At 69.7% G+C, this 12,479-nt stretch carries 19 protein-coding genes; 10 read left to right on the top strand and 9 right to left on the bottom strand.

Translation table 11 applies throughout. From position 1 onward, the window contains the following. The first annotated feature begins 6 nt into the window (after positions 1-6). From BUR94_RS08830 to BUR94_RS08800, 7 genes are all read left to right on the top strand, one after another. Positions 7-762: a sulfite exporter TauE/SafE family protein gene (locus tag BUR94_RS08830; protein ID WP_074255895.1), complete on the top strand. Its 756-nt coding sequence runs from the start codon at positions 7-9 to the stop codon at positions 760-762. A gap of 7 nt (positions 763-769) precedes the next feature. After that, positions 770-1,132 (top strand): Mth938-like domain-containing protein, encoded by a 363-nt coding sequence (locus BUR94_RS08825; RefSeq protein ID WP_074255894.1) that lies wholly within the window; start codon positions 770-772, stop codon positions 1,130-1,132. Then, positions 1,129-1,743 carry a heme ABC exporter ATP-binding protein CcmA gene (ccmA, locus tag BUR94_RS08820; protein ID WP_074255893.1) on the top strand — a complete coding sequence of 205 codons (615 nt, stop codon included), beginning with the start codon at positions 1,129-1,131 and terminating at the stop codon, positions 1,741-1,743. The genes BUR94_RS08825 and ccmA overlap by 4 nt, the downstream gene beginning before the upstream one ends. Before the next feature lie 163 nt (positions 1,744-1,906). Continuing rightward, complete coding sequence (gene ccmB, locus BUR94_RS08815) at positions 1,907-2,563, top strand: heme exporter protein CcmB (protein ID WP_074255892.1); 657 nt, start codon at positions 1,907-1,909, stop codon at positions 2,561-2,563. 56 nt (positions 2,564-2,619) lie between these two features. Beyond that, positions 2,620-3,375 (top strand): heme ABC transporter permease, encoded by a 756-nt coding sequence (locus tag BUR94_RS08810; RefSeq protein WP_074255891.1) that lies wholly within the window; start codon positions 2,620-2,622, stop codon positions 3,373-3,375. Further along, complete coding sequence (ccmD, locus tag BUR94_RS08805) at positions 3,368-3,514, top strand: heme exporter protein CcmD (protein WP_074255890.1); 147 nt, start codon at positions 3,368-3,370, stop codon at positions 3,512-3,514. The genes BUR94_RS08810 and ccmD overlap by 8 nt, the downstream gene beginning before the upstream one ends. Further along, a complete protein-coding gene (locus BUR94_RS08800) occupies positions 3,511-4,056 on the top strand; it encodes a DsbE family thiol:disulfide interchange protein (protein ID WP_074255889.1) in 546 nt (181 codons plus the stop codon). Before ccmD ends, BUR94_RS08800 begins: the two co-directional genes overlap by 4 nt. Before the next feature lie 45 nt (positions 4,057-4,101). Here the strand turns inward: BUR94_RS08800 and BUR94_RS08795 are convergent, their stop codons facing one another. The 9 genes from BUR94_RS08795 to BUR94_RS20660 form a co-directional block, all read right to left on the bottom strand. Then, positions 4,102-4,956 (bottom strand): arginyltransferase, encoded by an 855-nt coding sequence (locus tag BUR94_RS08795; RefSeq protein WP_074255888.1) that lies wholly within the window; start codon positions 4,954-4,956, stop codon positions 4,102-4,104. 116 nt (positions 4,957-5,072) lie between these two features. Further along, the gene (locus BUR94_RS08790; RefSeq protein ID WP_074257647.1) at positions 5,073-5,528 is read right to left on the bottom strand and encodes an RDD family protein; all 456 of its coding nucleotides are present in this window, start codon (positions 5,526-5,528) and stop codon (positions 5,073-5,075) included. A 115-nt stretch (positions 5,529-5,643) separates the two neighbouring features. Then, positions 5,644-6,117, bottom strand: coding sequence for a DUF2852 domain-containing protein (locus tag BUR94_RS08785; protein WP_074255887.1), 474 nt, complete (start codon positions 6,115-6,117; stop codon positions 5,644-5,646). 137 nt (positions 6,118-6,254) lie between these two features. Beyond that, a complete protein-coding gene (locus BUR94_RS08780; RefSeq protein WP_074255886.1) occupies positions 6,255-6,842 on the bottom strand; it encodes a hypothetical protein in 588 nt (195 codons plus the stop codon). Then, a complete protein-coding gene (locus tag BUR94_RS08775; protein WP_074255885.1) occupies positions 6,839-7,309 on the bottom strand; it encodes a YbaK/EbsC family protein in 471 nt (156 codons plus the stop codon). The genes BUR94_RS08780 and BUR94_RS08775 overlap by 4 nt, the downstream gene beginning before the upstream one ends. 35 nt (positions 7,310-7,344) lie before the next feature. Beyond that, positions 7,345-7,776, bottom strand: coding sequence for a DUF4112 domain-containing protein (locus BUR94_RS08770; protein ID WP_074255884.1), 432 nt, complete (start codon positions 7,774-7,776; stop codon positions 7,345-7,347). A 70-nt stretch (positions 7,777-7,846) separates the two neighbouring features. Beyond that, positions 7,847-8,356, bottom strand: a complete 510-nt coding sequence (locus BUR94_RS08765) for a hypothetical protein (protein WP_074255883.1) — start codon at positions 8,354-8,356, stop codon at positions 7,847-7,849. Positions 8,357-8,414: 58 nt separating this feature from the next. Next, complete coding sequence (locus BUR94_RS08760) at positions 8,415-8,771, bottom strand: TfoX/Sxy family protein (protein WP_074255882.1); 357 nt, start codon at positions 8,769-8,771, stop codon at positions 8,415-8,417. Positions 8,772-8,849: 78 nt separating this feature from the next. Beyond that, complete coding sequence (locus BUR94_RS20660) at positions 8,850-9,002, bottom strand: hypothetical protein (protein ID WP_175570441.1); 153 nt, start codon at positions 9,000-9,002, stop codon at positions 8,850-8,852. 240 nt (positions 9,003-9,242) lie between these two features. Between BUR94_RS20660 and BUR94_RS08755 the strand changes: the two genes are divergently transcribed. From BUR94_RS08755 to BUR94_RS08745, 3 genes are read left to right on the top strand one after another with little or no spacing between them, the layout of a single operon-like run. Beyond that, entirely contained in the window at positions 9,243-10,895 is a 1,653-nt protein-coding gene (locus tag BUR94_RS08755; RefSeq protein ID WP_074255881.1) for a thiamine pyrophosphate-dependent enzyme, read from the top strand. Between the two features lie 24 nt (positions 10,896-10,919). Further along, entirely contained in the window at positions 10,920-11,639 is a 720-nt protein-coding gene (locus BUR94_RS08750; protein WP_074255880.1) for a 3-oxoacid CoA-transferase subunit A, read from the top strand. Then, on the top strand, positions 11,639-12,301 hold the full coding sequence (locus BUR94_RS08745; RefSeq protein WP_074255879.1) for a 3-oxoacid CoA-transferase subunit B: 663 nt from the start codon (positions 11,639-11,641) through the stop codon (positions 12,299-12,301). Before BUR94_RS08750 ends, BUR94_RS08745 begins: the two co-directional genes overlap by 1 nt. Positions 12,302-12,479 lie beyond the last annotated feature (178 nt).

The raw sequence follows: 12,479 nt of genomic DNA, 5'->3' as shown, positions 1-12,479 counted from the left end.
TGCGGCATGATCGAGGCGTTTCGGGAGGCCTGGGCGCTCGAAGGCTTCTGGTGGCTCGTGGCCATCATCGGGCTCGCGGGGCTGGTGCGCGGCTTTGCCGGGTTCGGCACGGGGATGGTGTTCATCCCGCTGGCCTCGATCTTTCTGCCGCCGCTCGCGGTGATGGCCGCGGTGATCGCGGTGGACGTGGCGGGCTCGGCCCCGGTGCTGCCGCGCGCCATCCGCGACGTGCGGGGGCGCGACCTCGGCTGGATGCTGGCGGGCTGCGTGCTGGCGCTGCCCCTGGGCACCTATGCGCTGACGGCCTCCGACCCTGCGGTGTTTCGCTGGGGCGTGTCGGGGCTTTCGCTGGCGCTGGTGGCGCTGCTGATCTCGGGCTGGCGGCACCATGTGGACCTCGGCCCGAAGGGGCTCGCGGGCGTGGGCGTGGCCTCGGGCTTTCTGGGCGGCTTCGTCGGCATGCCGGGGCCGCCGGTGGTGCTGGCCTATCTTGGCGGGCAATACCGCCCCGAGCGGGTGCGGGCGACGACGCTGCTTTTCATGCTGTCCTTCGTGGCCATGCTCGGCGTGGTCTTTGCGCTGCGGGGCGTGCTCTCATGGCCCGGCATCGCGCTCGGGCTGCTGCTGATCCCGCCTTACGTGGCGGGCAACCTCGCGGGGCAGGCGCTCTTCGATCCCGAGAAGGCGCGGCTTTATCGCGCGGTGGCCTATGCCGTCTTCATCGCCTCGGCCCTTGCGGGGCTGCCGATCTTTGGCGATTAAGGCGGACATGCGGATCACCGAAGTGGAATTCAGGGGCGAGATGCCGGTCCAGGGCTACGGGCCGGGGTTCTGGCGCGTGGGCGGCCAGGTGATCGAGGGGCCGGTGCTGGTGGGGCCGGGTGGCCTGCACCCCTGGGGCGGTCTGGAGGATGCCGCCGCGCTGGTCGAGATCGCCGGGCGGGTGGATGTGCTGTTTCTGGGCATGGGCGGCGAGATTGCCCCGGTGCCGCGCGCGTTGCGCGAGGCGGTCGAACTGACGGGCCAGGGGCTGGACGTGATGGCCTCGCCCTCGGCCGCGCGGGCCTACAACGTGCTTCTGAGCGAGGGGCGCCGGGTTGCGGCCGCGCTGATCCCGGTGGGTGGCGTTTGACCCTGCTTCATGCAGAAAACCTGGTGGTGGCGCGGGGCGGGGTGCCGGTGCTGGAGGGGCTGTCCTTCAAGGTGGCGGCCGGCGAGGTGCTGGTGCTGCGCGGGCCGAACGGGGTGGGCAAGACCTCGCTGCTGCGGGTGCTGGCGGGGCTGGCGCCGCCCGTAAAAGGCCGGGTGGAGAGCGAGGGCGCGGCCTATGCGGCACATTCGGACGGGCTGAAGGCCACGCTGACGGTGCGCGAAAACCTGGCCTTCTGGGCGGAGCTGCACGAGCGCCCGGTGGGGGATGCGCTGGAGCGGATGCGTCTGGGCGCCCTGGCGGAACGGCAGGCGGGCAGCCTGAGCGCGGGGCAGAAACGGCGGCTGGGCCTTGCGCGGCTGCTGGTGACGGGGCGGGCGCTGTGGCTGCTCGACGAGCCGACGGTCTCGCTCGACGCGGATTCGGTGGCGCTTTTTGCCGGCGTGGTGCGCGGGCATGTGGCGGCGGGCGGGGCGGCGGTGATCGCCACCCATATCGGGCTCGGGCTGGAGGAGGCGCGGGTGCTGGAGCTCGGGCCGTTCAGGGCGGTGGAGCGGGCCGCGCCCGGCGGGTTTGACGAGGCCTTCCTGTGAGGCGGCCTTCGGGGGCCGCGCTGCGCTCGGGGGGCGGGGCTTTTCGGTGCGCTCACCGCCCGGGCTTGGTGGGTGTCGCCCACCCTGCGCCTGCCGTCCAGGCGATGCGCCGGGGGGCCGGTGGCGGGGATGAGCACTTTCGGCAAGCCACTGGAGCGGAGCGGTGAGGGCCTTGCTGGTCAGGGACTTGCGGCTGGCGGTGCGGGCGGGCGGCGGATTCGGGCTGGCGCTCGCCTTCTTCCTGATCGTGGTCACACTGGTGCCCTTTGCCGTGGGCCCTCAGCCGGAGGTCTTGGGGGAGATCGCGGCGGGGGTGCTGTGGCTGGGGGCGCTGCTGGCCTGTCTCCTGTCGCTCGACCGGATCTTTGCGCTGGATATCGAAGATGGCTCGCTGGAGCTTCTCTCCACGGCGCCGGTGCCGTTGGAGGGCGTGGCGGCGGTGAAGGCGCTGGCGCATTGGCTGACCACCGGCCTGCCGCTGGTGCTGGCCGCCCCCGTGCTGGGGGTGCTCCTGCACCTGCCGGGGCCGGGATTCCTGTGGCTGACCGTCTCGCTGGCGGTGGGCACGCCCGCGCTTTCGGTGATCGGCTGCTTCGGGGCGGCGCTGACGGTGGGGCTGAAGCGGGGCGGGCTGCTCCTGAGCCTGATCGTGCTGCCGCTCTACGTGCCGGTGCTGATCTTCGGGGCCGAGGTGGCGCGGCGGGGCACCGAGGCGCTGGCCGTGGGCACGCCGCTGGCGCTGCTGGGCGGGCTGACGGCAGGGGCGGTGGCGCTTTTGCCCTTCGCATCGGCTGCGGCAATACGTATCAACCTGCGCTGAGGGGCTCCGGGCTATGTGTCTTGAGCCGAAGCGGGACGGGGCCTAGGGTGCGCGGCATGTCGCTGTGGGAATATGCAAATCCGGTCAAGTTCATGGCCACCAGCGGGCGCCTGCTGCCGTGGTTCGCCGTGGCGGCGGGCGTGCTGACGCTGGCGGGCGTGGCCTGGGGGTTCTTTGCGACGCCGGAGGATTACAAGCAGGGCGCGACGGTGAAGATCATCTTCCTGCACGTGCCGGCGGCGATGATGGCGATCAATGCCTGGGCGATGATGCTGGTCTGCTCGCTGATCTGGGTGGTCCGGCGGCACCATGTGAGCGCGCTGGCGGCCAAGGCGGCGGCCCCCGTGGGCGTGGCGATGACGCTGATCGCGCTCTTCACCGGGGCGGTCTGGGGCCAGCCGATGTGGGGGACCTGGTGGGCCTGGGACCCGCGGCTGACCTCGTTTCTGATCCTGTTCCTGTTCTACCTGGGCTACATGGCGCTCTGGGCGGCGATCGACGACCCGGACACGGCGGCCGATCTGACCAGCGTGCTCTGCCTAGTCGGCTCGGTCTTTGCGCTGCTCAGCCGCTATGCGGTGAACTTCTGGAACCAGGGGCTGCACCAGGGGGCCTCGGTGCTGCGGGCCGGGGCGGTGACGGGGGCCGACACGGAGGAGAAGGTGAGCAACGTCTACGCGGTGCCGCTCTTCGTGAGCATGGCGGGTTTCGTGCTGCTGTTCATCGCGCTGGTGCTGCTGCGGACGCGGACCGAGATCAGGGCCAGGCGGATCAAGGCGCTGGAGGCGCGGGCGCGGATGGCCGATGCCTGAGCTGGGGAAATATGCCGCCGAGGTGCTGCTGGCCTATGCCGGGTCGATCGCGATCCTGGCCGGGCTGTTGTGGCTGAGCCTGAGGCGCGGAGCGCAGGTGCGCGAGCGGCTGCGGCGAATGGAGGAGGAACGCAAGTGAAGCCGCTGCATTTTGTGCCCTTCGTGGTGATCCTCGCGCTCGGCGTGGCCTTCTGGCTCGGCAACGGGCGGGCGGGGCAGGAGGAGCTGCCCTCGACGATGATCGGCCTTCCGGCGCCGGATCTGATGCTGGACGGCTTTGCGGGCGAGCCGGAGCTGACCCGTGCGCTGCTCGACGGCGAGGGGCTGAAGCTGGTGAACTTCTGGGCCAGCTGGTGCGCGCCCTGCCGGGTGGAGCACCCCAACCTGGTGGCGATCGCGGAGGCGGGCGTGCCGGTCTACGGGATCAATTACAAGGACGATCCGGCGAAGGCGGCGGATTTTCTTGCGGAACTCGGCAACCCCTATGCCGCCATCGGAGCCGACACCAACGGGCGCAACGGTTTTGGCTGGGGGGTCTACGGCGTGCCGGAGACCTACCTGATCGACGGTGCGGGCCGGATCGTGCTGCGGGTGGCGGGGCCGGTGACCTCTTCGACCTTCGCGCGCGACCTGGGACCGGCGCTGGAGGCGGCGGGGATCACGGTGCGCCTGGGCGAATAGGGCGGCCCTGCGGCGCGTCTCCCGCCGGCGGCGGCGCCATCGCGCTCAGTCGCGGCGGGTTGGCGCGGGGCGGCTGTCGGGCAGGCGGATGCGGGCGACCTGCTCGGCGATCGGATCGACCGAGAGCGGATGCAGGTCTTGCCGGTGGGCCTCGGGGTCGACCAGGTCGCGCCAGGCACCGGCCTTGTAGATCTCGAGCGCGCCGTAGCTGGCCTTGTAGCCCATCTTCGGCGAGCCGGGCACCCAGTAGCCGAGATAGACATAGGGCAGGCCGGCCTCGCGGGCGATCTCGATGTGATCGAGGATGATGTAGCGCCCGAGCGAGTGCCGCTCCATCGCCGGTTCGAAGAAGGAATAGACCAGGCTCACCCCGTCCTCGAGCACGTCGGTCAGGCAGACGGCGATGAGCTTGTCCTCGCCGGTGTCGTTGCCCTCGGCCCCCGGGGGCAGGTGATATTCGATCACCCGGCTCTTGACCGGGGTCTCCTCGATCATCGCGGCGAACTCGAAGATGTCCATGTCGGCCATGCCGCCATCGGCGTGGCGCTGGTCGAGGTAGCGGCGGAAGAGGGCGTATTGCTCCTCGGTGGCCCAGGGGCTGTTGGCCTTGCGGGTGAGCGCGGCGTTGCGCTTGACCACCCGCTTCTGGCTCCGGGTGGGCCGGAAGTCGGCAACCCGGATCCGGGCCGACATGCAGGCCGAACAATCGGCGCAGGAGGGGCGGTAAAGCACGTTCTGGCTGCGGCGGAAGCCCTGCTGGCTCAGCGTGTCGTTCAGCTTTTCGGCGCCCTCGCCCTGCAACGCGGTGAACAGCTTCCGCTCCATCCGCCCGTCGAGGTAGGGGCAGGGCTGCGGAGCCGTCACGTAGAACTGGGGCGCGATGGGGAGCGTGTGGCGCAAGGGCGAACGGGTGATTTGCTTTCGTCCACAGGACGGTAACAGTGGCATGACGCCACGCCAAGCCCCCAGAACGGGGGAGGCGCGGCGGAGGGGCGACATGCGGCGAAAGGCCCCGGTCAGCCTGCAGTGGCTGCCCGGTTGATCGCCACGCTGCCCAGGAGATGGTCGCCCAGGCTCTGGCGGCGGGCGGTGGTGAGCATCAGCACGATCGAAATGACCTGGATGAAGAAGGTCGAGATCGCAAAGGAATAGATCAGCGTGTGGACGAAGGCCTCGCCCAGCCCGAAGCGTGCGCCGCGATGGGTGCGCATCTCCACCGACATGAGCCGCATGCCCCAGGTCGCGGAGCCGGAGGCCAGGGTGATGGTGCGGTAGGCGAAGGAGATGACCAGCCAGAGCAACGGGTAGAAGAAGAGCCCGGTGAAGGCGGTGAAGGGCAGCACCAGCAGGGTCACGAGGAAGATCAGCACCCCGTCGACCAGCCAGGCGAAGAAGCGTTTGGCCGGCGTGTCGGCGTAGAACTCGGGGTTCAGCTCGGGGTCGGGGAGGGGGTGGGTGCTGGTGTAGTCCATGGCGGACATGTGGGGCTTCTCCGGTGTTATGCCAGGGGCCCGCCGCTCAGGGGGGAGGAAGCGGCGGGCCTTCGGGGGACTAACGCGGGGGGCGCTGCCCCGTTCCGTGCGGGCCTCAGCGGGGCTCGTTCAGCTCGGGTTCACCCTCGGCGTCGGCGTCAGCGTCCTTGGGGGCGCGGGCGGCCTTGGCCCGGTCATCCATGAAGGCATCGAACTCCTGCTTGTCCTTGGCTTCGCGCAGACGGTCGAGAAAGTTCTCGAAGGCCTCCTGCTCGTCTTCGAGCCGGCGCAGGGTTTCGGCCTTGTAGGCATCGAAGGCGGTGTTGCCCGAGCTGCGGAAGCCGTGGCGGCGGTTCATCATGGTGTGGGCGTGGTGCCCTTGGGTGCGCTTGGCGGCGCAGCGGCCGGAAAACATGCGTTTGCTCCAGATCATGTAGGCGAGAAGGGCGAGACCGAGGGGCCAGAAGAAGATGAACCCCAGCACCATGGCTGCGATCCAGGCTCCCTTGCCACGCTCGTCCAGCCAGCCTTCGGCACGGGCGAACCAGCCGGGCTGGTGCGTGACGGTGGCGGTTTGGGCGGTGTTCATCGAAGGTCTCCGTTTCGGTTTGGGTCTATGTGAATGTCTTTCACATTACATCAGATGGGGGCGGGGTCCGGATCGGTCAAGGGTCGATGTGAATGTTTTTTACATTTACGGGCAGAAACTGCCGGGGAGCCTGATTTTCAGGGCTTTTCTGCGCATCCGGCCGGTTCGGGGATGGGCTCGGGGCCTTGGGATGCCAGGATCTCGACGATGCGGGCGGGCAGGGCGTTGCCGGCGTCGGAGAGGGCGCGGCGGTAGGCTTCGGCCAGGGCCTCGGGGGTGGTGCCGTTGGTGGCGGGGTCCAGAGCGAGCACGGAGAGGGTGGCGATCTGGCGCGGCGTGGCCTCCTGGGTCGCGGGAACGCTCCAGAAGGCGTGAAGCGCGGCGGGAAAGCCGGTGCAGCCGCGCCCGAGGTCGGCCTTGAGCGCCCAGGCCTGGACGATCTGATCGTCGGTGAGGGCCACGCGGAGGATCGCGGCCTCCCTGGTGAGGCGCATCCGGTCGCCGAGGGTCAGGACATGGCCGGGATTGTCGTTGGTGGGGTCGTCATCGGTCTTGAGGATCAGCTCGCGCAGGATGGGCCCGAAGGTGGAGGGCTCACCATCGGCGCGTTGCTCGACGAGGGCGACGACGAGCGCCTCGAGCCCGACGGGCACGGGTTGGAGAGGCGTTTGGGCGCTGAGCGGGAAGGAGAGGGCGAGGAGGGCGGCGGCGGCGGGGCGGATCATGCGGTGAACCCCGTGGTGGTGGCATCTGCCAGGCGGGCCATGTCGTGCGGCGCGATGGAGAAGATGTGGCGCGGGGTGCCCGCGGCGGCCCAGACCTGTGCGAAGTCGAGCAGGCGGGGGTCGAGGAAGGCACGGGGTGCGGCGAGGTGGCCGATGGGGGCGACGCCGCCGATGGCGAAGCCGGTGAGGTCGCGCACCACCTTGCCGTCGGCGCGGGCAAGCGGCTCGCCGGCCGCCGCGCTGGCCTTGGCGGGATCGACCTGGTTGCCGCCCGCGGTGAGAAAGAGATAGAGCGCGCCGCTCGCCTTGCCGGCAAAGATGATCGACTTGGCGATCTGGTCGATCTCGCAGCCGGCGGCGGCGGCGGCCTCTGCGGCGGTGCGGGTGCTCTCGGGCATCTCGCGGATCTCTGCGGGAAGGCCCGCGGTTTGGAGCGCGGAGCGGACGCGGGCGAGGGATTTGGACATGGGGACAGCGCCTTGACTCGTGAATTTGGCGCAGCCTAGGGCGCGGGCGCTCCGGAGGCACGCGGATTCAGCCGCCGGGGGCCAACCTCGCGGGCGCGGGCGGCCTGGCTGGCGAGGTTCTTCTCGAGCAGGGTCACGTTGCGGATGTTGGCGTTGAAGGCGGCGTCGAAGATGTCGCCCACCAAGGGGATCGAGCCGATGGACCAGTCGAGCGCGGTGTTCAGCGCCATTTGCGCCAGGGCGCCCGGAGTGGCGCCGAGACGGTGGGCCTTGAAGATGATCCAGGCGGAGGGCGCGGCGGCGAGCGTGTCGCCCACGACCGGCACGAGGCCGAGCAGGGTGTCGAGGCCGATATCGACCTGGGTGCCGGGGATGCGGAAGAGCGCATCCATCCGCCGGGCGAGGCGGTGGAGTGCGGCGATCTCGGCATCGACGGGCGGGCCGGTGAGGGATGTGGGCGCGGTCATGCCCGGGATATGGGGGCTGCCGGGCGCGATGTGAAGAGGGTTTACATGGCGTGCGCGCGGGTGACCCGGCTCAGGTCAGCGCGACCTGGGCCCAGCCAGCGGCGCCCGGTGTGAGGGCGTTGGGGTCGGGCGAGAGGGCGATGGCGGGGCCGTTGTTGTGCCAGTAGGCCTTGACGTTGACCTGCATGCCCACGGGGGTATCGACGCTGCGCGACGCCGCGGCCGGGGCGGGGATCATGGCGCGCATGGTGGCGGCCTGCTGCGGCCATTGCAGGCCGTTGAAGGTGTTCCAGCCGCCGGGGAGGCTCTGGGTCAGTCGGCCGGCATGGACGATGTGCGTGACCCCGCCGAGGTGGGTTGCCGCGCGATCGAGCAGGGCGGCGACCTTGGGCTGGGTGGTGCCCATGGTCACATGAAAGCCCGCCATTCCGGCGGCGCCGTTGTAGAGGGTCACAGTGGTGCAGGAGGAGACCGAGGGGTAGATCACCGCCGCCGCATCCCAGCCGACGGTTTCCTCGCGGATCACGTCGAGCGGTCCGATCAGCACGAAGTTCATTGCGCCGTTGAGCATCCAGGCCATGGTGCGCCCTCCTTCTGTTGCCACGAGGTTACGCTGGGGAAGGCGGCGGGGTAAACCCTCAAGGCCCGGATGAGCGGCGCGGGGCGGGGCGGACGCCGATCTGGTCGAGCGTGCGCTCCAGCTCGGAGAGGCCGGGATCGTGGGCCTCGGCCACGAGGGCGTCGAAGCGGGCGCGGAGGCGCTCCTTCTCCTTGCCCTTGCAGTCGTTCCAGGGGCGGCCCTGAAGGCCCATCTCGATGACGTAATAGGCGATGAAATGGGGGCGGGCGCCGGTTTGCAGCAGGCGGCGGTAGGTCTCGTCGGTGCCGAGCGCGGCCAGCTCCTCGGCGGAGTGGATGCCCGCGCGGGCGCAGGAAGCCTCCATCGCGGGGCCGAGATTGCGGATGGAGGACACAGGAGTGCGGGAGTCGGCCATGATGGCCGCAGCCTAGCGCCGGGACGGGGCGCGGAACAGGGGCGGCGGCCGCCCCTGCTGACAGGGGATGTCAGCGGGTCAGATGCTGGCCCAGTCGGTGATGATGTACCGCTGGTCGGTCTCGGCATCGGGAGCGATATCCCAGATGTCGGACTGTGTGTCGCGCTGTCGCTTCTCGGCGGCGCGCTCTTCGGTCTTCATCTCCGGCTTGGCCGATTTCCTGGGTGCCATTGCCTTGTTCCTTTGCTCTGTTACCACACCAACGGGCTCTCCGGCGCTGTGGTTCCTGCCTCTCAAGTGGGAGCTTTGCTCTTCTGTTCGGATATTGGGTGCCGCGAATGTGACCAGAATGAGGCAAGCCCTCGGGATTTGCCTTGCTTTGCGGCGGTGTGGCAGGAAGGTCGCGGGCGGGCGTTGTGGACGGCCCGCACATGTGCTTAACATGTGAATGAAATTCACCGGGAGGGCAGGATGAGCGGCAACGAGGCAGAGCGGACCACGGGCGAGGCGCTGGCGGCGGGGCTGGCCGAGGCGGGAACAGAGGTGGTTTTCGGGATTCCGGGCGCGCACATGTATGCCTTCAACGATGCGCTGGCGCGGGAGGCGGGGCGGATCCGGTTCATCCACACGCGGCACGAGCAGGGGGCGGGCTACATGGCCTATGGCTATGCCCGCGCGAGCGGCAGGCCGGGCGTGTTTACCGTGGTGCCGGGGCCTGGGGTGCTGAACGCGGGCGCCGCACTGAGCACGGCCTATGCGGGCGGCACGCCGGTGCTTTGCGTGACGGGCAACATCTTTTCGAACCTCATCGGGCAGGGGCGGGGGCAGCTGCACGAGCTGCCCGACCAGCTGGCGACGCTGGGCAGCATCACCCGTTGGGCAGGGCGCGTGGAACATGCCAGCGAGACGGGCCGCATGCTGGGCCGCGCCTTTGGCGAAATGGCCCGGGGCCGGGGCGGGCCTGCGGCCATCGAGGCACCCTGGGACGTGATGGCCGCCAAGGGCACCGTGCGCGGAGGCTACGAGGCGGAGGCGGTGCTGCCGCCGCCGCTCGACGAGGGCCAGCTCGCGCGGGCGGCGGAGATGATCGCCGAGGCGGAGAACCCGATGATCTTTGTCGGCTTCGGGGCGATGGGGGCGGGGGCCGAGGTCTTGGCGCTCGCCCGCAAGCTCGGGGCGCCGGTGGTGGCGCATCGCAGCGGCAAGGGGGTGATCCCCGAGGATGACCCGCTCGCGGTGAACATGGTGGCGGGTTACGACCTTTACCGCGACTGCGACCTGATCCTTGGCATCGGCTCGCGGCTGGAGCTGCCCTTCATGCGGTGGCAATGGAAGCCCGAGGGGGTGAAGGTGCTGCGCATCGACATCGACCCGACCGAGGCGGTGCGGCTGAAGCCCGATGGCTTTGTGCTGGGCGATGCGGGCGAGGCCTGCGCGGCGCTGCTGGGGCGCGTGGGCGAGGGGCCGGACCGGGGCGCGGCGATCGCAGCGGCGCGGGCGGCGGCGCAGGAGAAGATCGACGGGGTGCAGCCGCAGGTGGGCTTTCTCAAGGCAATCCGGGCGGCGCTGCCGCGCGACGGGTTCTTCGTGGAGGAGATCAGCCAGGTGGGCTTTACCGCGCGGTTTGCCTTTCCGGTTTATGAACCAAGGACCTACGTGACCTCGGCCTACCAGGAGAACCTCGGGTTCGGCTACAACACCGCGCTGGGGGTCAAGGTGGCCAACCCCGACCGCGCCGTGGTGGCGGTGACCGGGGACGGGGGCTTTCTGTTCGGGGCGCAGGAGATGGCGACGGCGGCGCAGCATGGCATCGGCGTGGTGGTGGTGGTCTTCGACAACGGGGCCTTCGGCAACGTGCTGCGCGACCAGGACACGATGTACGAGGGTCGCAGGCTGGGGGCCGAACTGGGCAACCCGGATTTCGTGGCCATGGCGAAGAGCTTTGGCCTTCATGCCGAGCGGGCGGATACGCCGGAGGCGCTGGAGGCGGCGCTGAAGGCCGCGCTCGACCGGGACGAGCCGGCGTTGATCTGCGTGAAGCAGGAGCGGGGCAGCGATGGCTCGCCCTGGCCGCTGCTGATGCCGCCGCCCCATGGCGAAGGGCCGAAGAAAGGGTATTTCTAGGCCAGGGTTGCGGGGGAGGCGGCGATGGACAAGAGCGTTGCGAGCCTGACGGCGGCGGTGGGTGACATCGCCGACGGGGCGGTGGTGATGATCGCGGGCTTTGGCGGCTCGGGGATTCCCGTGGAGTTGATCCATGCGCTGGTTTCGCGGTTTCGGGAGACCGGGCATCCGGCAAAACTGACCGTGGTCAACAACAACGCCGGCACCGGCGCGGTGGGGATCGCGGCCATGCTCGATGCGGGCATGGTGGCCAAGGTGATCTGCTCGTTTCCGCGCTCGTCGCAGCCGCAGGCGTTTCAGCGCCGGTACGAGGCCGGCGAGGTGGCGCTGGAGCTGGTGCCTCAGGGCACGCTGGCCGAGCGGATCAGGGCAGGGGGCGCGGGGATCCCGGCCTTCTACACGGCCACGGGCGTGGGCACCGAACTGGCCGAGGGCAAGCCGGTGGAGGAGTTCGACGGGCGGCTCTATCTGCGCGAACGCTGGCTGAAGGCCGATGTGGCGCTGGTGAAGGCGCAGCTGGGCGACCGGCATGGCAACCTGACCTACCGGCTGGCGGCGCGGAACTTTGCGCCGATCATGGCGATGGCGGCGGGTTGCACCATCGCCCAGGTCTCGCGGCTGGTGGCGCCGGGCGCTATCGACCCGGAGGCGGTGGTGACGCCGGGGATCTTTGTTGAGCGGCTGGTCGAGGTGCCGGAGCCCGCGCAGGAAGAGGCGCTGGTGCGGGCGGGGGAGGTGTTTTGATGGAGAAGCTGACGAGCGCGGGCATCGCCTGGCGGGCGGCGCAGGATATTCCCGACGGGGCCTATGTGAACCTCGGCATCGGATTTCCCGAGATGGTGGCGCAGTTTCAGCCCGCGGGGCGGCATGTGACCTACCACAGCGAGAACGGCATTCTCGGGATGGGGCCCGCGCCGGAAGAGGGCGCGGAGGACTGGGACCTGATCAACGCGGGCAAGAAGGCGGTGACGCTGAACCCCGGCGCCGCGATCTTTCACCACGCCGACAGCTTTGCCATGGTGCGGGGCGGGCATATCGATCTCGCGGTGCTGGGGGCCTACGAGGTGGCCGAGACAGGCGACCTCGCCAACTGGCGGATCGGGCACAGCGGCACCCCGGCGGTGGGTGGCGCGATGGACATGGTGACCGGGGCCAAACGGGTGGCCGTGGTGACCGAACATGTGACGCGGGCGGGCGCGCCCAAGCTGGTGGAGCGCTGCACCAACCCGCTGACCGGGGTGGGCTGCGTGAGCCGGATCTACACCTCGCTGGCGGTGGTCGACGTGGTGGAGGGGCGATTCGTGCTGCGTGAAAAGCTGCCCGGCCTGTCGATGGAGGCGCTTCAGGCGGTTACCGGAGCCAGGCTCCATCTGGACGGGCCTGTGCTAGATCTGGTGGTTCCGTAGGGTCAGCCAACCATGTTTGGCGCTTTTCCGCCAATTCTCGCGGTGGTTGAGCATGGCGATTGTGCGTTAACCCCGAATTGGTCACTCAGACTCCACAATTCGGTCGCACCCGCGACCTAACACCGGAAGACCGGTTCCCTGATCGAGCAGGGTCGGGTTGCCGCAAAAGGCACAATGA

Origin of the sequence: Vannielia litorea (assembly GCF_900142295.1) — a bacterium.
GTDB classification, from domain to species: domain Bacteria; phylum Pseudomonadota; class Alphaproteobacteria; order Rhodobacterales; family Rhodobacteraceae; genus Vannielia; species Vannielia litorea.
The sequence above is the reverse complement of the archived record's forward strand: the minus strand, read 5'-3'. Positions and strand labels throughout refer to the sequence as shown.